The sequence below is a fragment of the Bacillus sp. FSL K6-2819 genome, from assembly GCF_038008305.1.
GTDB lineage: Bacteria > Bacillota > Bacilli > Bacillales > Bacillaceae > Bacillus > Bacillus amyloliquefaciens.
Genome location: NZ_JBBOYV010000001.1, coordinates 3,937,335 through 3,955,734, shown reverse-complemented (window position 1 = coordinate 3,955,734; position 18,400 = coordinate 3,937,335). Strand labels below are relative to the sequence as shown.

22 protein-coding genes and 1 pseudogene are annotated in these 18,400 nt (G+C 43.4%); 14 read left to right on the top strand and 9 right to left on the bottom strand.

Annotated features, from left to right (window positions below; genetic code table 11):
• The first annotated feature begins 17 nt into the window (after window positions 1–17).
• The 6 genes from rpsR to MHH91_RS20575 all read left to right on the top strand — a co-directional run bounded on the left by rpsR (window position 18) and on the right by MHH91_RS20575 (window position 3,788).
• The gene (rpsR, locus tag MHH91_RS20600; protein ID WP_004392983.1) at window positions 18–257 is read left to right on the top strand and encodes a 30S ribosomal protein S18; all 240 of its coding nucleotides are present in this window, start codon (window positions 18–20) and stop codon (window positions 255–257) included.
• 188 nt (window positions 258–445) lie between these two features.
• Complete coding sequence (locus MHH91_RS20595) at window positions 446–1,033, top strand: bifunctional transcriptional activator/DNA repair enzyme AdaA (RefSeq protein WP_013354262.1); 588 nt, start codon at window positions 446–448, stop codon at window positions 1,031–1,033.
• Window positions 1,026–1,553: a methylated-DNA--[protein]-cysteine S-methyltransferase gene (locus MHH91_RS20590; RefSeq protein ID WP_013354261.1), complete on the top strand. Its 528-nt coding sequence runs from the start codon at window positions 1,026–1,028 to the stop codon at window positions 1,551–1,553. The genes MHH91_RS20595 and MHH91_RS20590 overlap by 8 nt, the downstream gene beginning before the upstream one ends.
• A gap of 38 nt (window positions 1,554–1,591) precedes the next feature.
• Window positions 1,592–2,350 carry an exodeoxyribonuclease III gene (xth, locus tag MHH91_RS20585; RefSeq protein ID WP_340978621.1) on the top strand — a complete coding sequence of 253 codons (759 nt, stop codon included), beginning with the start codon at window positions 1,592–1,594 and terminating at the stop codon, window positions 2,348–2,350.
• A gap of 62 nt (window positions 2,351–2,412) precedes the next feature.
• Window positions 2,413–3,351, top strand: coding sequence for a LacI family DNA-binding transcriptional regulator (locus MHH91_RS20580; RefSeq protein WP_014471329.1), 939 nt, complete (start codon window positions 2,413–2,415; stop codon window positions 3,349–3,351).
• 56 nt (window positions 3,352–3,407) lie between these two features.
• A complete protein-coding gene (locus MHH91_RS20575) occupies window positions 3,408–3,788 on the top strand; it encodes a VOC family protein (RefSeq protein ID WP_013354257.1) in 381 nt (126 codons plus the stop codon).
• Window positions 3,789–3,820: 32 nt separating this feature from the next.
• Here the strand turns inward: MHH91_RS20575 and MHH91_RS20570 are convergent, their stop codons facing one another.
• Window positions 3,821–5,152 (bottom strand): MFS transporter, encoded by a 1,332-nt coding sequence (locus MHH91_RS20570; RefSeq protein WP_013354256.1) that lies wholly within the window; start codon window positions 5,150–5,152, stop codon window positions 3,821–3,823.
• A gap of 215 nt (window positions 5,153–5,367) precedes the next feature.
• Between MHH91_RS20570 and MHH91_RS20565 the strand changes: the two genes are divergently transcribed.
• Window positions 5,368–6,261, top strand: coding sequence for a CPBP family intramembrane glutamic endopeptidase (locus MHH91_RS20565; RefSeq protein ID WP_014471328.1), 894 nt, complete (start codon window positions 5,368–5,370; stop codon window positions 6,259–6,261).
• Here MHH91_RS20565 and MHH91_RS20560 read toward each other — a convergent pair.
• The 7 genes from MHH91_RS20560 to MHH91_RS20530 form a co-directional block, all read right to left on the bottom strand.
• Window positions 6,258–7,499, bottom strand: a complete 1,242-nt coding sequence (locus MHH91_RS20560) for a thioredoxin domain-containing protein (RefSeq protein ID WP_235600102.1) — start codon at window positions 7,497–7,499, stop codon at window positions 6,258–6,260. The two genes, MHH91_RS20565 and MHH91_RS20560, sit on opposite strands and share 4 nt — an antisense overlap.
• The gene (locus MHH91_RS20555) at window positions 7,396–8,313 is read right to left on the bottom strand and encodes a thioredoxin domain-containing protein (protein ID WP_237701440.1); all 918 of its coding nucleotides are present in this window, start codon (window positions 8,311–8,313) and stop codon (window positions 7,396–7,398) included. Before MHH91_RS20555 ends, MHH91_RS20560 begins: the two co-directional genes overlap by 104 nt.
• A gap of 708 nt (window positions 8,314–9,021) precedes the next feature.
• Window positions 9,022–9,369 (bottom strand): hypothetical protein, encoded by a 348-nt coding sequence (locus MHH91_RS20550; RefSeq protein ID WP_041481748.1) that lies wholly within the window; start codon window positions 9,367–9,369, stop codon window positions 9,022–9,024.
• Between the two features lie 87 nt (window positions 9,370–9,456).
• A complete protein-coding gene (locus MHH91_RS20545) occupies window positions 9,457–9,678 on the bottom strand; it encodes a hypothetical protein (RefSeq protein WP_013354251.1) in 222 nt (73 codons plus the stop codon).
• Between the two features lie 580 nt (window positions 9,679–10,258).
• Window positions 10,259–11,104 (bottom strand): alpha/beta fold hydrolase, encoded by an 846-nt coding sequence (locus MHH91_RS20540; RefSeq protein ID WP_013354250.1) that lies wholly within the window; start codon window positions 11,102–11,104, stop codon window positions 10,259–10,261.
• A 92-nt stretch (window positions 11,105–11,196) separates the two neighbouring features.
• On the bottom strand, window positions 11,197–11,475 hold the full coding sequence (locus tag MHH91_RS20535; protein ID WP_076983858.1) for an ArsR/SmtB family transcription factor: 279 nt from the start codon (window positions 11,473–11,475) through the stop codon (window positions 11,197–11,199).
• Between the two features lie 261 nt (window positions 11,476–11,736).
• Complete coding sequence (locus MHH91_RS20530; protein WP_013354249.1) at window positions 11,737–12,210, bottom strand: GNAT family N-acetyltransferase; 474 nt, start codon at window positions 12,208–12,210, stop codon at window positions 11,737–11,739.
• Window positions 12,211–12,330: 120 nt separating this feature from the next.
• Between MHH91_RS20530 and MHH91_RS20525 the strand changes: the two genes are divergently transcribed.
• From MHH91_RS20525 to MHH91_RS20495, 7 genes and pseudogenes are all read left to right on the top strand, one after another.
• On the top strand, window positions 12,331–12,783 hold the full coding sequence (locus MHH91_RS20525) for a MarR family winged helix-turn-helix transcriptional regulator (protein WP_013354248.1): 453 nt from the start codon (window positions 12,331–12,333) through the stop codon (window positions 12,781–12,783).
• Between the two features lie 176 nt (window positions 12,784–12,959).
• Window positions 12,960–13,838, top strand: a complete 879-nt coding sequence (locus tag MHH91_RS20520) for a YitT family protein (protein ID WP_013354247.1) — start codon at window positions 12,960–12,962, stop codon at window positions 13,836–13,838.
• A gap of 79 nt (window positions 13,839–13,917) precedes the next feature.
• Window positions 13,918–14,407 (top strand): annotated as a pseudogene (locus MHH91_RS20515) (MarR family winged helix-turn-helix transcriptional regulator).
• Window positions 14,408–14,419: 12 nt separating this feature from the next.
• Window positions 14,420–15,058: a nitroreductase family protein gene (locus tag MHH91_RS20510; RefSeq protein WP_013354245.1), complete on the top strand. Its 639-nt coding sequence runs from the start codon at window positions 14,420–14,422 to the stop codon at window positions 15,056–15,058.
• A gap of 30 nt (window positions 15,059–15,088) precedes the next feature.
• Complete coding sequence (locus MHH91_RS20505; RefSeq protein ID WP_013354244.1) at window positions 15,089–15,457, top strand: DUF1304 domain-containing protein; 369 nt, start codon at window positions 15,089–15,091, stop codon at window positions 15,455–15,457.
• Between the two features lie 374 nt (window positions 15,458–15,831).
• Window positions 15,832–17,052, top strand: coding sequence for an MFS transporter (locus MHH91_RS20500; protein WP_014472415.1), 1,221 nt, complete (start codon window positions 15,832–15,834; stop codon window positions 17,050–17,052).
• Window positions 17,053–17,102: 50 nt separating this feature from the next.
• On the top strand, window positions 17,103–17,612 hold the full coding sequence (locus MHH91_RS20495; protein WP_013354242.1) for a DinB family protein: 510 nt from the start codon (window positions 17,103–17,105) through the stop codon (window positions 17,610–17,612).
• 69 nt (window positions 17,613–17,681) lie between these two features.
• On the opposite strand, the gene MHH91_RS20490 is transcribed toward MHH91_RS20495, so the two are convergent.
• On the bottom strand, window positions 17,682–18,341 hold the full coding sequence (locus MHH91_RS20490) for a GntR family transcriptional regulator (protein WP_013354241.1): 660 nt from the start codon (window positions 18,339–18,341) through the stop codon (window positions 17,682–17,684).
• Between the last annotated feature and the right edge of the window lie 59 nt (window positions 18,342–18,400).

Here is an 18,400-nt window from a genome sequence, read left to right as displayed (position 1 = left end):
AAAGGTGGGAAATGACAATGGCAGGAGGACGCAGAGGCGGTCGTGCGAAACGCCGTAAGGTTTGTTACTTCACTTCTAACGGCATTACGCACATCGATTACAAAGATGTAGATCTTCTTAGAAAGTTTGTTTCTGAGCGTGGTAAAATCTTACCTCGCCGTGTAACTGGAACAAACGCGAAATACCAACGTAAATTGACTATCGCGATCAAACGCGCACGTCAAATGGCTTTACTTCCATACGTAACTGGCGAGTAAGCCGAAAGAAAAGAGCAAGAGCCCGCGGGCTCCTGCTCTTTTTTTATATCACTCAACCCCCTGCCGAAATGTTCCACATGAAACATAGAAATGCTTCTGAGTCTTATCTTTGTTATCTTGCTCCTCTATTCAAATAAGCGTACTTATGTAATGGATTTGTTTATACTGAGAAACAGGGGGTGGCTGAGATGAAAACGGAAAGAAATATCCTGACAGATGAAAAGTGGAATGCAATCATTCACAATGATGCTTCCTATGATGGGACATTTTATTATGCCGTAAAAACGACGGGGATTTTCTGCCGGCCTTCTTGTAAGTCGAGAGTTCCGAATAAGAAAAACGTGCTGGTATTTGATACGGCTGATGCAGCGCTGGAGAGAAATTTTCGTCCCTGTAAAAGGTGCCGTCCCAACGGTCTGCGTCTTCCTGATGAAGAATGGATTGCGCAAATCACCGAGTATATTGACAGCCACTATCACGAATCACTGACTCTGAGCGTGCTGGCCGATATGTGTCACGGCAGCCCCTATCATTTGCAGCGGACATTTAAAAAAATCAGGGGGCTGTCTCCCATTGAGTATATTCAGATAAAAAGACTGACGAAGGCGGAACACCTTTTACTCTATACTGATAAGACAGTTATGGAGATCGCTCTGACTGTCGGAATTCCAAACACAGCACATTTCGCGACTCTTTTTAAAAAGAGAACGGGAAGTTCGCCTACAGCATACAGAAAAACTGCCGGAAAGGGACGGGGAGAGATTCACTATGAGTAAAGAGACTATGGTTTATTGGACACTCTTCACACGGAATGAGTGGAGTCTGTATACAGCCGCCACTTCTACGGGGCTTTGCTTTATAGGTTCGAATCATGGAAACTTTGAAGAGCTTGAGCGGTGGACAGGAAAAGCAATGCCGCAACACCGCTTGGTGCGTGATGATGAAAAACTGGCGCCTTACACGGCAGAGCTGTCCGAGTACATCGAAAACGGCAGATCAGCATTTTCAGTGCCGCTGGATCTTTACGGAACAGAATTTCAGCTGGCTGTATGGCAAGCGCTGATGGACATACCGTACGGTGAGACATACTTCTATTCGGATATTGCAGAAATGATTCAGAAACCGACAGCCGTAAGAGCCGTGGGCGCCGCAATCGGGGCAAATCCGGTGTTGATTACGGTTCCATGTCATCGTGTCATCGGGAAAAACGGCAAACTGACCGGATTCAGAGGCGGTTTAGAAATGAAAAAGCAGCTGCTGGCATTAGAGGGCAGAAACATTGAAACACTGAAGTAAGATTGTTAATACCGGCTGAGCCGGGCGGGAGGGAACACATGAAACTGATTTCTTGGAATGTAAACGGCTTGCGTGCCGTGATGAAAAAGATAGATATCAATACTTGCCTGCAGGAAACGAAAGCCGATATTCTTTGTCTGCAAGAAACAAAAGTACAGGACGGACAAGTATCATTGCAGCCTGAAGGATACCATGACTATTGGAACTATGCAGTGAAAAAAGGCTACTCAGGGACGGCTGTTTTTTCGAAAGTAAAGCCGCTGCAAGTTTCTTATGGATTGGGAATTGACGACCATGATCAAGAAGGACGGGTGATCACGCTTGAGTTTGAGAATGTGTTCGTCGTCAACTGTTACACGCCAAATGCCAAACGCGGGTTAGAGCGAATTGATTACCGTCTTCAGTGGGAAGCGGATTTTAAGGATTATCTGCAAAAGCTTGATCAGAAGAAGCCTGTGTTATTATGCGGCGATTTGAATGTTGCGCACAGGGAGATAGACTTGAAGAACCCAAAAGCCAACCGAAAGAACGCAGGTTTCTCGGATCAGGAGCGGGAAGCGTTCAGCGTACTGCTGAATGCCGGATTTACCGACTCATTCCGCTATTTATATCCCGATCAGGAAGGCGCGTATTCCTGGTGGTCTTACAGGACGAATGCACGCGAGAAAAATATCGGCTGGCGGCTTGATTATGTTATTGTTTCAGACAGGCTGAAGCAGCGGATCACCCAGGCGGCCATTTGTGCCGATATCATGGGTTCGGACCATTGCCCTGTTGAAATGACACTGGATTTATGATGAGATAGCAGTAAGAGAAATTCACTCTTGCTGCTTTTTTATTACCGAAAATGGAGGAGCACATGGCAAATATAAAAGAGATTGCGAAACTGGCGAATGTGTCGGTGGCTACCGTATCACGCGTGCTAAACAACCATCCGTACGTATCTGAGGAGAAAAGGCGTCTTGTGAATCAAGTGATGAAGGAGCTGGATTATACGCCTAATCGAACCGCCATTGATCTGATTCGCGGAAAGACCAATACGATCGGCGTGATATTGCCGTACAGTGATCATCCCTGCTTTGACAAAATTGTAAACGGTATCACGAAGGAAGCGTTTGCCCATGATTACGTGACAACTCTTCTCCCCACCAACTATGACCCCGCTATAGAGATTACATATTTCGAACTGTTGAAAATGAAAAAGATTGACGGACTGATTGTCACCTCCCGCGCGAATGAATGGGAAACAGCCGTGCCTTACCTTGAATACGGCCCCATTGTCGCCTGTGAATATACACAGCACCAAGCGATTCCCTGCGCTTATAATGACAGACAGGCGGCATACAGAGAGAGCTTTTTGTATTTGAAAAACCGCGGGCATCGAGACGTTGCTTTTACATGTGTGCGGGAAGCGGCAAAAAGCCCAAGTACGACCGATAAGGTAAACGCCTATAAAGCAGTTTTCGGTTCTTTTGATGAAACCCGCATTCTAATCGGATGCCACGATATGGACGACGGAAAGCGTGCTGGTGAGCACTTCCGGGGTTTCAGCAAGCCGCCGACGGCTATTTATGCACACAGTGATGATGTGGCTGCCGGCTTGTACCAGTTTGCGAAAGAACAGAAATGGGACGTGGAGATCATCGGCGAGGGAAATGTGAGCGTCAGCCGGGCTTTGAATATTCCTTCCTTGGAACTTCATTTGGAACGGGTCGGAAAGGAAGCGTTTTTGCTGTTTTTGAACGGAGAAACGGCTAAAAAACAAATTATGCACCAATTTCAGCGGAAAAAGACTTGAGCTGAAATGGATTTCATGGCTTATAAATAGATTGAGAAAAAAAAGGAGGCGGACATATGAAAATTGAACATGCAGCGATATGGGTGAAAGATTTAGAACGAATGAAAGAGTTTTATGAGAAATACTTTGGCGCAAAAGCCAATGACCTTTATCATAATGAGAAAAAGGATTTCAAATCGTATTTTCTTTCATTTGACTCCGGATGCCGGCTGGAAATTATGAAAAAAGGCGGCATTGAGGAAACGCCGTCACAGAATATGACCGGGTGGGCGCATCTCGCATTTTCTACAGGCAGCAAGGAGCGGGTGAATGAACTGACGGAGACGTTTAAAAACGACGGATTTCAGGTTGTAAGCGGCCCGCGCGTGACGGGTGACGGATATTATGAGAGCGTGATAGAGGATTGGGAAGGCAATTTGATAGAAATCACAGTGTAACAGTGCGGAGTGAGTCCGCACTGTTTTATTGTTTAAATTTGCTGTGCATTTGTTTTCGGGCCGAAGAGGATTAACAGAACGGAACATAGGAGCCAGCAGCCGCCGATAAACAAAAAGACGCTGATGTAGCCGAGCTTTATGGCAATAAATCCGACGAGCAAAGAGCCGAATATGTTGGAAAAACGGCCGAGCCCGTACGCCAGCCCGCTCCCTGCCGAGCGATATTCCGTAGGATACGGCTCTGATGTGTATGCGTATAGATTTGAGGTGAATATCCGTTCTGTGACGTTGACGACAAATCCAAACACAATAATCATGACGGGAATAAACGTCATGCCGTACAGCAGCCCGGCGACTGCAGTCAGAAAAGCGCTTGCGGCCAGAATCCATTTCCTTTGGAACCTTTCGGATATCATGGATCCGAGCAATGCGCCAAGCGGGGCCCCGACAGAGTGCAGCACATTGTACCACAGCGTTTTTTCCATGGTGATGCCGTTGCTTTTCAGCAGGCTTGGCACCCATGAGGCAAAGCCGTAAAAGCCAAAGGTTTCAAGGATCCATACCGCTGACAGGATGATGGTGATTTTTAGATTCCTGCCCTGAAACAGTCCTAAGTAGCCGGCGTGCTTCACGGCATGTACTTCTGCTGCTTCTTTCGGTGCGGGGAGCGGGCCTTTTTCTTTTTCTACACGGGTTTCAAGCCGATTCATAATGGCGTTTGCCTGGTTATATGCACCGCGATTTTCGTGCCAGCGCGGCGATTCCTCAAGCCGGCGGATAAAAAAGAAATAAATGAGACCGGCCGCGCCCCATACAAAGACGAGCCGCCATCCCCATGAGCCTAAAGGAATGACAAAAGCGGATACGACGTTTGTGACGGGAACGCCGATTAATCCGATCATGGCGCAAAAGGAGATATATTTTCCCCGTACGGAGGATGGAAAGAACTCCGCCAAGTAGCTGTTCGTCACAATCATGGCGGCTGCGACGCCGAGACCCGTCAAAAATCTGAAAATCATTAAGGAAGGAATGTCCCATGCCAGCGCATTCAGAAAAGATGAGATCGAAAAGATAAGGACAAAACAATTCAGCGCTTTTTTCCTGCCGATCCGATCGGACAGCCTTCCGCCGAGAGAGGCGCCTAAAAACATGCCCAAGAAGGATGCAGCCGTAATGTCAGCAATGGTGGACAGCTCTACACCCCAATGCTCAATCAGCGCCGGAGCCACATTACTGAGCGTAAACAGATCAGCGAGATCAAAAAAATAGATGATTCCGAGAGCGGTTAATACTTGATAGTGCACACGTGAAATGGGGAGACGGTCTAAACGGTTCGCTACATTTGAGAATGTCTGATGTTTCATAAAAAACCCCCTGACTTGGCAATTGTAATCAGAAAATACTGTAAATTAATCTGACAAATACATTATAAAGGTCTTTTTTTGGCAAAAACAGAGTGTAAATAACCAGAGCCGAAGGAAACGGCATAGCGCTTTCTTCTTAAAAATATATGAAATTTCCTATATCTGTTTCTGTTTCTATTGTAAAATGTTGAAGGAAAGGAAGCTGATGCATAAATATGAATACTTTTGTACGGCCCGCAGAGGGAAAAAATAGTGTATGGAGATATCTTCTTTCTCTGCTGGTCATAGTGGGTTTGTTCTTATTCGGAAGCATATTGACCGTATTTTATATGCTTCTCATATCCGAGTTCAATCCGTCATTGACGATAAACTGGGATGAGTTGGCATTAGGTGACCCGCTGGCGGATATTTATTTACAGCATATCGTCTACTTCATAGCGATTCCAGGCATTTGGATAGCGGTTCGTTTCATTATGAAACGGCGGTTTTTATCTATTATCACACCGAATCAGTCGCTGAACTGGAAGAGGATTTTCTTTGGATTCGGCACTTATATTTTGCTGATGTTTATTGCGGGGCTGGTTGATTTTTTATTCCACCCGGATCGATTCTCGCTTCAGGAATTCCATGCTTCGCGCTTTCTGCTGCTGTTAGCGGCGGCCGTCTTTTTGGTGCCGATTCAAACCTCTGCGGAGGAATTTCTCTTTCGGGGTTTTCTGCTTCAGTTCGCCGGGAAATTGACGGCAAACGCGGTGGTTCTGACTGCCATCATCGGCGGATTATTCGGCGTCCTTCACTTCGGAAATCCGGAGATGGAAAATGGGGCTCTCTGGGCGGGAATCGGATATGTCACCATTGGTGTGATCTGGACCTTTATCACGATTAAAACGGGCAGTCTGGAGCTGTCCCTGGGCGGTCACGCTGCCAATAATATGTTTTTATTTATCTTTCTCACCGAGGATCATTCGGTTTACGGCGCCATTCCATCGATATTTTCATCAGCCGGCGGCTATGAAATATATGATTGCATATCGAGTCTGGTGATCAATATGATCTTCGCATGGCTCGCATTCCGTTTTGTGAAAAAAGAAAAGCAGCAGGCCGCCTAGGCTCTGCTGCTGATTTGTAATACATTCATCGCTTCATCAATATCCGTGGTGGGTCTGCGGCAGGTGAAATTCTCACAAATGTAAACCGTCGTTTTTCCGTCAATCATTTCATAACCCGCGGCAAAATCAGAAATGCCTGCAAGCTCTTCCGGATTTTCCGCGGCGAGAATTGTATAGGCGGGAGTGAAATGCTCCTGAAGCGCTTCAATGAACCACTTTCTGTCCGGGTCATCTTTGCTACCGAAAACGACGATTTCTTTTTGAGGCATTATGTGCGCCAGTACGCTTTGCATGAAGAAAGCGCTGCTGCTCGGATAGGCCTCTATTTCCCGTTTAAAAACGGAAAACATGGCTTCGGCTTTTTCAATCAGCGATACATCACCCGTCAGGCGGCCGAGACGAAGCAGCTGAACGGCTGCCGCGCTGTTTCCGGAAGGGACGGCACCGTCGTAGACTTCTTTTTCTCTCACAAGAAGGGTCTCGGCATCATTCCCGGTAAAGAAAAATCCTCCGTGCCGTTCATCCCAGAACAGATCCAGCATGCTTGTACATAACGTTTTCGCTTTCTTCAAATAAGACGGGTTAAAACCTGCCTCATACAGTTCAAGGTAAGCCCAGATCAGAAAAGCGTAGTCATCGATAAACCCTTTGTTTTTTACTTCGCCCTCACGATAGCGGACCATGACGCGCCCGTCCGGTATAAGATGCCGTTCGAGAAAACGGATCGCTGTTTCCGCCATGCTGAGAAAGTCCGGCTCATGAAATACCTTTGCGGCTTTTGCCAATCCGGCAATCATGAGCGCGTTCCATGAGGTCAGCACCTTGTCATCTGTGTGCGGATAGCTTCTGTTTTCCCGCGCTTCCAGCAATTTTATTCGTGCGCCTTCAAGGCGTTCGGTCAGCTCGTGTTCAGTAAGACCGGTCTCTTCAAGGATGGCCTCACGCCGCGTGAAAATGAGGTTCGGAATGTTTTCTCCTTCGAAATTGCCTTGTTCTGTGATGTTATACACCTTGCAATAAAGTGAGCCGAGTTCGTCACCGAGCAGATTCATGATTTCTTTTTTAGACCATATGTAATATTTCCCCTCGCGGCCTTCTGTATCGGCGTCTAATGCTGAGAAAAAGCTGCCGTCCTCATGCATCATTTCCCGCTGAATAAACGTCACGATCTGCGTCGCAATCTGTTTGTAGCGCTCGATAGGCTTCTGTATAAGCGCTGAGGAGAAGGGCGTTGTCATACAGCATTTTCTCAAAATGCGGCACGAGCCATTCATTATCAGTCGAGTAGCGGGCAAATCCGAACCCGATGTGGTCAAAAATACCGCCGTTCGCCATGCCGTCGAGTGTCTTGGTTACGCCGGCCAATGCCTGTTCCTTGCCCGTATAGCTGTAGTAGCGAAGCAGAAACAGGAGCATATGCGGCATTGGAAATTTCGGAGCCTGGCCGAACCCGCCGTACACCGTATCAAACCCGCCTGCCAGCTGACGATACGTGTCATGTACCGCTTGTTCGCCAAGCATGCCCTCGGTCGGATGAACTTTGACTTCAAGATGAGCGGCGGCGTTTTCCGCGATATCCTCGACATGCTGCCGATCATTCGCAAACGTTTCGGACAGATGTTCAAGCACATCGATAAAACCCGGGCGGTTAAATTTGCTCGTCTTCGGAAAATACGTCCCCGCATAAAACGGCTTCTGATCAGGTGTGACGAACACATTCAGCGGCCACCCGCCCTGCCCCGTCATCAATTGGCAAATTCTCATATACACGGAATCCACATCAGGCCGCTCCTCACGATCAACCTTGATGGCTATAAATTTATCATTTAACATACCGGCGATTTCTTCGTCTTCAAAGGATTCGTGAGCCATTACGTGGCACCAATGACAAGTCGAATAGCCGATGCTGATAAGAACCGGCTTGTTTTCGCGTTTTGCTTTTTCAAAGGCTTCATCTCCCCATGGGAACCAGTCCACTGGGTTGTGGGCGTGTTGGAGTAAGTAAGGTGACTTCTCCGTGATTAAGCTGTTGGGTTTATTGTTAGCGGGCATGGGATCACCTTTTTTCGTTTTTTTATTTACATTTAGGTTATCACACTAATTATAAATAAATACAAAACTTAGCCGATTTACTTAAAAGAGAGGGAAGGAAACATAGTATAATGTTTAATTATGTTAGGATTCCATATGAAGTTTTAATATCTAAGTTGAATTCATGGTATTTAACCATAAAGAAAAAAAAGACTGAAGAAGCTCAAAACAAGAAGTCAGAAATGAACCCTTTTAGAAGAAGTCGAAATGAAGCAAGATGTCCTTCCTCCTATATTATCAACTTTTAGATTTTAGACACGAACTAATGTTAATTTTTATTTGAGATCAAAAGACGTTGAAGAAGTTAAGAATACCTACGAAATTTTGAAAGAAAAGAAGGCAGTTTATCAAAAATGATTGAGTATTATTTCTTTTTTTATGGGAATGTACGAAATCAGAAGTAAAGAACTTTAGCTGAAACTAAATTATCAGAGATTGAAGATGAGATTGAATGTGGAGAATCCGAATTATTGATCTAATAGGCGTGGCACTAATAACATGTTACTGAATGTAAAAAAATCCATTGTCGGGAAAACAGCAGACCCCTTCAGAAATCTTCAGAAATCTGCTGTTTTCTTATCACAATATCAAGATCGCCAGATAAATACAATTTGCAAAAAGACAAATCAAAACTAAACTTAAATATTTATTTTTTATCTAACGTACTTACTATTCTTGAGATAAATAATTAAAATCCGTTTCTTTAAGTTTAGGGAGTTTTTTGTCTATTTTTAAAGTGGACAATAACTCTTGAACATACTCTCGAATTGCAAGCATGTCAAATGGAAAATCGAAATCAAACTCCTCTTTAACAGTTAAAGTGTCCATTACATATGAACAATTATATTTCATACCTAAAAGATCATCATTAAAACTTAGTACATCTTGATATGACGATTCAGATAACTCGAAATGGGAAATTAGAAATATTTTTACATTATTATCTTCTTCAGAATCTAGCGATCTTTCATCAATGAATAACAAAAAAGCAGTTCTGTCATCATCGTTTAATTCCACTTGAAAGAATTCAAAATCTCTTAATCTCAATAAACGTTTAAATCTCGTGTTTAAAGTTCTCATATTTCTTTATCTCCGTTTCTTAATTTAAGCTACTAATGCAATGGCTAATGCCGCAGCTAACACAATAAGAGGTGTAGGATCAATTACCATCTGCCACCAGATTTTTTTATGTACTTGTTTTCGAGCTTCAGAAAGTTGATTTTCTTTTTTCTTATACTTTTTCCATTGAGAAGTACTCGTTAATTTCTTGACTGCTGATTTAGGTGCTTTTGATAAGTGACTTCCATCATGGCTTGTTCCATCCATATTTTCACTGGCAATTTCTTTTTTTCCATTGTATACATGTACATGCCATTTACCAGTCTTTTTATCATGAGGCTCATCAAATCTAGCTTTATAACCTTTCCCTAAATTTACTCATTCTCCACCGCAGCGTGTGCTGACTGGCTCATTGAATTTGAGAAAACAGCAAAGCTAAATACAATCGTCATCATAATAACTAATGACTTACTTAAAACTTTTAATAATGCAAACATCTCCTTAATCATGTAATCACTCAAAATTATACAAAAAAGAAAGATGTATTTTATTAATTATTAAGGGAATTAAGTTAAATTTAAGGTAATATTAACTAATAATATAGGTATTATTACACTATTCGTAGACTTTCCTGTTTTAAGAACAAATCATGACATCAATGACAAGGCGAATAGCCGATGCTGACCAGCACCGGCTCAAACGAATATTGATTATCGGATATTAAATATTAGCTTATTCAGATTATATCGGGAGAATAATCCTAATCAATCTTTTCAAGATTATTCTCCCTGGTTTGCTGTTAATGAAGACATCATACTATATACAAACGGTGAAACTTATTTAAAGTCTATGCATCAAGAAAAAGCTTCGCATGTTCGGCAAATAGGTGAGGATATTGAAACAAGTGTCCGTGTCCAGAATCCGGATAAATGATGAGTTGGGCGTTAGGGAGATGTTGTGTAAGAATATAACTGTTCTCTGTTGGAACCATAACGTCGTCAATACCGTTTGTTACGAGTACGGGGTGCGTAATATTGTTTAGCCATTTATATGACTGATCTGATCCTTGTTTAGCCCATTCTGCTATTGCCTCACTTTGTGCTTTAAGCACTTGCAAAGAACTATTAAATTTTTTCTGGCCAAAAATACGCTTTAATGATGCAATTCCACGTGCCCGGCTAGTTTCAGTTGGGCGATAAAATAGGAACAAGAATTGTTGGATGGCGGAATCAGCATCTTCTATATTCCCCGTGCTGGCCTCACGTACATCATTTCTGGATCTTAATCCGGTTCCTGATCGAGGAGCGGTTCCAGCCAATATAACTCGGCGAATTAAATCAGGATGCTGCATGACTAACTCTTGAGCTACAAAGCCGCCAAGGGAAAAGCCCAAAATATCGACCTGTTTCAAACCTAGTGCGTTAATGAAGGATGCAGCATCCTTAGCCATTTGAGCTACAGTAGAAGGCGTTTCACCACTTGATTCACCGATACCGGTATTGTCAAAAATGATAACAGGTCTATCTGCAGCCAACCTCCCCATAAGCTCTGGGTCCCAATTTTCCATTGTTCCTCTGAAGTGGACTAAACAAACCAGAGGGGTTCCTGTCTCTTTTCCAAATTTTCTATAAGCAAAATGAACTCCGTTTGCCTCTACGAACTCTGACTTTTCTGGTATGAAGAATGTCGACATTTTTAAAACTCCCTTCAAATTAACGTTTATGTAAGTGTATTCTCAGTATTTCTATAAATACTGAAATAATGGATGTGAAGAATTTTCCCACTTTATTTATTGAGTAAAGTGGGGGCATATTGCTCTAGGACTTGGCGATTTAAACGATAGTAACGAAACGTTCCTTCTTTTCGAACGGATAGAAGGTTACAATCCAGCAACGGTTTTAAATGGTATGTTAATGTTGATTGGGAAGTGATATTTAAACGAGTGCCCATATCTAAACAAGCCATCTCTGAATGTTCGGTGAGCATCTTCACAATCTTTAAACGTGTTGATTCGCCGAGCGCTTTGTATATTTTAACAGCGGATTCGTGTGTCAGTTTAATCATCTCCTTTCATCATATTCGATTATATTTCAGTATTTCTTGAAATACCGTATTTCAAGTATTTGTATTTGTCAAGGCATAACCGTTTCAAGTAAAGTTTTATACTCGGGTGAAGCCCGCTTTAAATTGTTTCTGGGTAAGAAAAAAAGCCCCTGTATAAGGCTTTCGTTATTTTATAGATAGGCCTCTTCTCCCCATGGGAACCAGTCCTCAGGGTTGTGGGCTGCTGGAGCGTCTTCTTTCTGATTCGTTTTTTTTAAAAGATCAAAAAAGAAGGGATCCGGATGTTTCACTGTCATTAGGCGAAGCCAACTCTTTTGTCATTAAGACATGCGGGATGCCGTCTTCCATAAATTCCGGTGAACTTGTCTGATAGCCCAGTTTGTGATAAAAGCCTTCCGCATGTGTTTGTCCATGCAGTTTACATTGAGTGATGCCTTTTTCTTTCACGATGTTTTCTAATTCGCGTATCATCACTTTGCCTAATCCGTATTTGCGGTAAGGCTTCAGGATGCAGATTCGTTCGAGCTTACCTGTATGGTTTACGATGCGGACGCGTCCTGTGCCGACAGGCTGATTTTCATGAAAAACCAAGATATGGCGGCACTGTTCCTGAAGCGTATCGAACTGATCAAATTCATCAGATTCAGGTACTTGCTGTTCCTCGATGAATACCGTTTTTCTAATATCAAAAGCTGTTTGTAAATCAATTTCCGTTGTGATTCTTTTTATCTTCATGATCAATCAATCCTTTTCACATATTAGTCTGGACTGCACGGCTTGCTTGTGGTCTTATAGAAGTAACGATAAAACATTTTTATTGCAAATGCAATAAAAATACGAAGGGTTTGAAAAGATATGACTGATATTTTGCGGGAAATCGGCATGATCGCACGGGCATTGGATTCCATCAGCAATATTGAATTTAAAGAATTAGACTTAACCAAAGGGCAGTACCTCTATCTTGTGCGAATATGTGAAAACCCGGGGATAATACAAGAAAAATTGGCGGAAATGATTAAAGTTGACCGAACAACAGCGGCGAGAGCGATAAAGAAACTGGAAATACAAGGGTTTATTGAAAAGCATCCTGATGATCAAAATAAAAAAATAAAAAAACTGTTCCCGACTGAGAAAGGGAGAAAGGTTTACCCGTTATTGCAAAGAGAAGGAGAGCACTCTGCGGAAGTAGCCTTGTCCGGCTTTACGCCTGAAGAAAAAGAAACCATTTTCAGCCTCCTTCAGCGGGTGAGAAAAAATATAGAACATGATTGGGAATATGTGAAGAAGGGAAACAAAAGAGAATATTAATGGATGTTAATTCCTTTTACTGTTTTTGAATGATAATGGTCATAAATGGATACGTTATCTGTAAAATCACCTTTTTTGGTTCCTGCTTCAAAATCGGCTGACAGGCTTGTTTTTTAACGAAAAGTATCAATTATGGTATATTTAAATAAGACAAAATAATTGAAGCGGGGAATGAGATGAGTACAATCGAAAAACAAAAACGTAAGAAATCCAGAGCAAAATCTATCGTACGGGCTATTATGGTCATTATCGGCGGAATTATAGCGGCTTACGGGCTGGAAACCGTATTGATTCCGAATAGCGTATCTGACGGCGGGGTGACCGGACTCAGCATTGTCGGTTCACAGCTGTTTCATCTGCCTCTTGGGATCTTAATTGCGGCTATCAACATACCGTTTGTCTGGTTAGGATATAAGCAAATCGGGAAAAACTTTGCGTTTCTATCAATTATCGGTATTGCTTCACTTGCCGCGGGCACGGTTTTTTTCCACCACACTCCGGCAATCATTGAGGGAGACACCCTATTAATCACCGTTGTCGGCGGGATTATTCTTGGTTTGGGAATGGGATTGGCATTGCGTAACGGCGGCGCTTTAGATGGAATTGATATGCTGGCCGTGCTGCTGTCACGGAAATTGCCATTCGGCACGAGCGACCTCATTTTATTTTTAAACATTTTTGTGTTTATTTTCGTTTCATTTGTGTTCGGGCTGCAAGGCGCTTTGCTTTCCGTCATTGCTTACTACATTGCGTCTAAGGTTATTCATGTGGTTGAAGAAGGTTTAAGCGGTTCTAAAACATTTCAGATTATCACCAACGAGCCTGCATTAATGGTAGAGACAATTCGTGAGGAATTGGGCCGCAGCGCTACTTACAAAGAAGCATACGGCGGTTTTTCCCATGAAAAATTCAAAGAAATTACATGTGTCATCAACCGTTTGGAAGAAACCAAACTGAAGGAAATTATTAATGACATTGATAAGCAAGCCTTTGTGACGGTCTATGATGTGGCTGAAGTAAAAGGCAGTAATTTCAGAAAAGTTCATAATCATTAAGAGCTGCCGTTAACCGGCAGCTTTTTTTAAAAAAAGGAGAAAAAACTTGCAAAAAAAGAATGATGGATGTATATTGTTGATGTATCAAACATTGACTAGTCAATTAATTGTGCATAAGAAAGTGGGGATGGGTTTTGACAACATGTTGTTCACAGGAAGGCGAGATTTTATATCAGCTTCAATCACTGCATAAAGTGATCGGAGCAAAATTTGAAGCGTGCACCGGAATCAGCCAATCCCGCCTTGAGCTTCTCGCCGTGCTCTTTCACGTTGATGAGATCAGCCAAAGCGATCTTCAGAAAAAGGTGAATATTGATGGCGCAGCCGTTACAAGACACTTGAAACAGCTTGAAGCCAAAGAAATGGTCACAAGAAGACGGAAGCCCGAGGACAACCGAATCATACTTGTCAGGCTTACTGAACAGGGGCGGGAGAGAATTGAGACTTCCAAAAAAGAGAAGGAGCGTTTCATAAAGGAAATGCTTGCCGGCGTCAGCGCGGAAGAACGCAGTATGTTAAAGAACGTATTATCACAGATGCAGAAAAATATAGAGAATATGAAAGCATAGGAGTGTTTACACATGAAAACAGAACTGAAAACAAACGATTTTATGGACATTATGAAAGGCCGCCGTTCTATTCGGAATTATGATCCGGCCGTAAAAATCAGCAAAGAAGAAATGACTCAGATCCTGGAAGAAGCAACGACAGCGCCGTCTTCAGTCAACGCGCAGCCGTGGCGCTTTCTCGTAATTGACAGCCCGGAAGGAAAAGAAAAACTCGCACCGCTTGCAAGCTTTAACCAAACACAAGTCAGCACATCTTCTGCGGTTATCGCGGTTTTTGCAGATATGAAGAATGATGAATATTTAGAAGAAATTTATTCAAAAGCAGTCGAACTGGGCTATATGCCGCAGGAAGTAAAAGACAGACAAATTGCTGCTTTGACGGCACATTTTGAAAAACTGCCGGAGCAAGTGAACCGTGAAACCATTCTGATTGACGGAGGTCTCGTTTCCATGCAGCTGATGCTTACGGCCCGCGCGCACGGCTATGACACAAACCCGATCGGCGGCTACGACAAAGAAAAGATCGCCGACGTTTTCGGACTGGAAAAAGACCGTTATGTACCGGTTATGCTTTTGTCAATCGGAAAAGCGGCGGACGAAGGATATGCTTCCTACCGTCTCCCTATCGAAACGATCGCACAATGGAAATAATTTTGAAGTAAAGCTGAGAGGAGAGAGACAGTGGACATTATTGCAGCTGTTTTAGTCGGAATCGTAGCCTTAGAACATGTATTTATCATGATACTTGAAATGTTTTTTATCAATTCGAAGGCTGCCAAGCGGTCTTTCAATTTGCCGAAGCATTTAGAAGGTGATCGGAATGTAGCGGTCATGTTTGCAAATCAAGGTCTGTATAATGGATTTCTGGCTGCCGGCCTCATTTGGGGGCTGATCCTCGGAGCTGATCCGGTTGGTCATATGATTCAAATGTTTTTCGTCATTTGTGTGGTCATAGCGGCCATTTTCGGAGGCTTTACTTCAAACAAATCAATTATCGTAAAACAAGGACTTCCGGCTGTTTTAGCGCTTATTTTTCTTTTATTGGCGTAAGCAGACGGAGTGAGGGCTTCCGGGAAGGAAGCCCTTTTTATCATTCTTTATTGGAGGAACGTATCTCCATTTACAAACATTGGAACTGTGGAGTGGTGAGCGGATTTGGTTTCTCCGTTTTGCCTTATATTACGGTGAAAAATGGAAGGTTCCCTTGGACGGGGCCTTTGTGTCGCTGGTTCTTGAGATGATTTTGGGGTTAATTTTAAAGCCGATGCGCGTAAGCATCGGCTTGTTTTTGCGGCAGGGAATCTCTCTGCTCATAAAAGCTTAATAGATGGAGCGGACTCCATGTCAATCTGTGTTTTTATAAGATTGCTGGTCAGCGGTTATGGTATGATTTACATAATCAGGGAGCGGGGGTTTTGCAGAGGATGAATATGAGGAGAGCGTATTATTCTATTTTATACAGCCAGACCGCTGTCAACTTGGGGTTCTCCCTTTATACGATGGCTGTCATCTTGTTTTTGTTTACAAAAACCGGTTCGACGGCGATGGCCTCTCTTATGACGTTCGTCAGCATTGTATTTCGCGTATTGGGCAGCGCCGTTTTGCCGCTGGTTACCGGCCGGTTCACGCTTCGGTCTTTGCTGATCGGTTCTCAATTGATACAGGTGATACTGTTAGTCTGTTTGTTTTATGTCATCCAAACCGGTTCATCCGCTTTCTTTTTTCTGCTGTTTTGTCTGATCGGAGGGATTTCTTTTTGCAACGGATGGTTCGCTCCGGTAAAAAGCGCGCTGATCGGAGAAATCATTCCCCCTGATCAAAGGGTAAAAGCGAACGGCTTATTATCTGCGGCTGATCAGACCGTTCAGTTTGCGGGCTGGTCTTTGGGTGGCGTCATCATCGCGTTTTTGGGAGAAAGCTATACGATTATCATCACTGTCATGTTACTGGTTTCTTCGGTTTTGGGCATCATTCTGTTTCTTCAAGTGCACATGTGCGCTCCGCCGGAAGCAGTCAGGAGACGTTCACTTTTTGCAAGTGCGGCAAGCAGCTGGGCGTATTTATTTCGGCAAAAACAGCTGAGAATCCTCATTGTGATGGATGTGATCGAATCGTGGGCGGGCATGATATGGATCGGGTCTGTGTCCTTAACGTATGTGCATGATGTACTTCATAAAGGAGAAGCGTGGTGGGGATACGTGAACGGAGTCTATTATGCCGGGACGATGCTGGGCGGATTGATCATATATAGGTTATCCGGTAAGTTTGAGCGCAACCTCATTCCGTTTATGCTGACGGGAGCCCTGGCATATGGAATGTTCACTTTTATTTATGGACTGATCAGCAGCGCCGTTCTGGCCCTCTTTCTGGTGCTGTGCATGGGGCCCGCTTGTGTATTAAGAGATCTGACACAGGAAACATTTCTTCAAAACATCACGACCGAACAGACACGAGTCAATATATTAGCGGCGAGATCAGCTTTAGTTCAGTTTATCTTTATGTTTTCCATTATCGGAACGGGGGTTATCTCGGATGTATTCGGCGTGCGGTTTATTTATGTCGGCGCGGGTCTTCTTTTATTATTTTCGGTTATTATCGGATTTTCGCAGCTGCAAATGAAGAAAACGGTACAAAGTCGTATGTAGCGTGGTATAATTAAGAACGTACGTTCTATATCGAGAGAGGAGAGGGTTTTGTGGGACATCCGGCACTGCAATTGTATGATTATCATCTTTGGGCAAATCAGCAAATATTCACCCGGCTTAAAGAGCTTCCGGAGGATGTGTACCGTAAGGAGATTCAAAGTGTCTTTCCATCGATAGCCGATGTATTGACTCATGTGTATTTGTCGGATAAGGGATGGTTTGATGTGTTCTCCGGAGAGCGTCTGGAGGATACGCTGAAATCAGCTGATCAGCAAAAAGAGGAGATCTTGTCTAAAGAGATAGAAGAGCTGGAAGATATGTTTTTGGAATTATCAGACCGATATCAACTATTTTTGCAAAAAGAAGAAAATATCAGCCTTCCCCTTGAAATAGAGCATCCATCAGGTGACATTATGAAAACCGCGGCGGCCGATATGGTTCTCCATGTTGTGAACCACGGAACGTATCATCGCGGGAATATAACAGCCATGCTCAGACAGATGGGGTATGCTTCTGTGCCGACGGATTACGGTATTTATTTATATATAAACAAAAAGTAAACAAGACAGCCAGCGCGGCTGTCTTGTGAAAAAATCCAAATCATATGATTTGGATTTTTCGTTTCGCTATTACATGTTTTGCAGGCGTTCTAAACTGTATTTCCAATTTGCCTCAAGCGCTGCTAGGGCAGCGCCGTCATCCTGCTGTTCTAATGCGTGAATGATATCAGAGTGTTCGTTATATGATCTGTTTAACGCGTCGTTCTCACTGAAATAGCGGATTTCCATTCTCTGAATTTTTACTTTCAGGCTGACAAGCAATTTGTGAAGCTCAACGTTGTCCGCAAGCAGAATGATGCGATGATGAAATGCATTATCCGCTTCCAGAATGGCCATTTTATCGCCGTCTTTCATCGTTTGAAGCAGATCCTCATTAAGCTGTTTTAATTCCTGAATCACTGCAGCGTCCATATGAGGGAGGGCTTGCTGCATTGCGAGTTTTTCAAGCGTCCAGACAATGGAATATAAGTTTTCCGCTTCTTTTACCTCAATCGGAGCGACAAGCGTCCATCTGTTTGCCTTTGTTATTACCAAGCCGTCATCTTCCAATCGCAATAACGCTTCTCGTATCGGGGTGCGGCTGATTCCTAATGTTTCTGACAGTTCCTTGTCCTTTAACTTTGTTTCCGGTTTGAGCTTGCCCGTTATGATCCAGTTTCTGAGCGTGTGATACACTTCGTCCCGCATGATGGTTCTTTTCAGCACAGGTTCTTTGTTTTGATTATCCAATGGAACACCTCATGAATCGTAATATACATATCTGCATTTTAACACAGTCCGGACGCTGA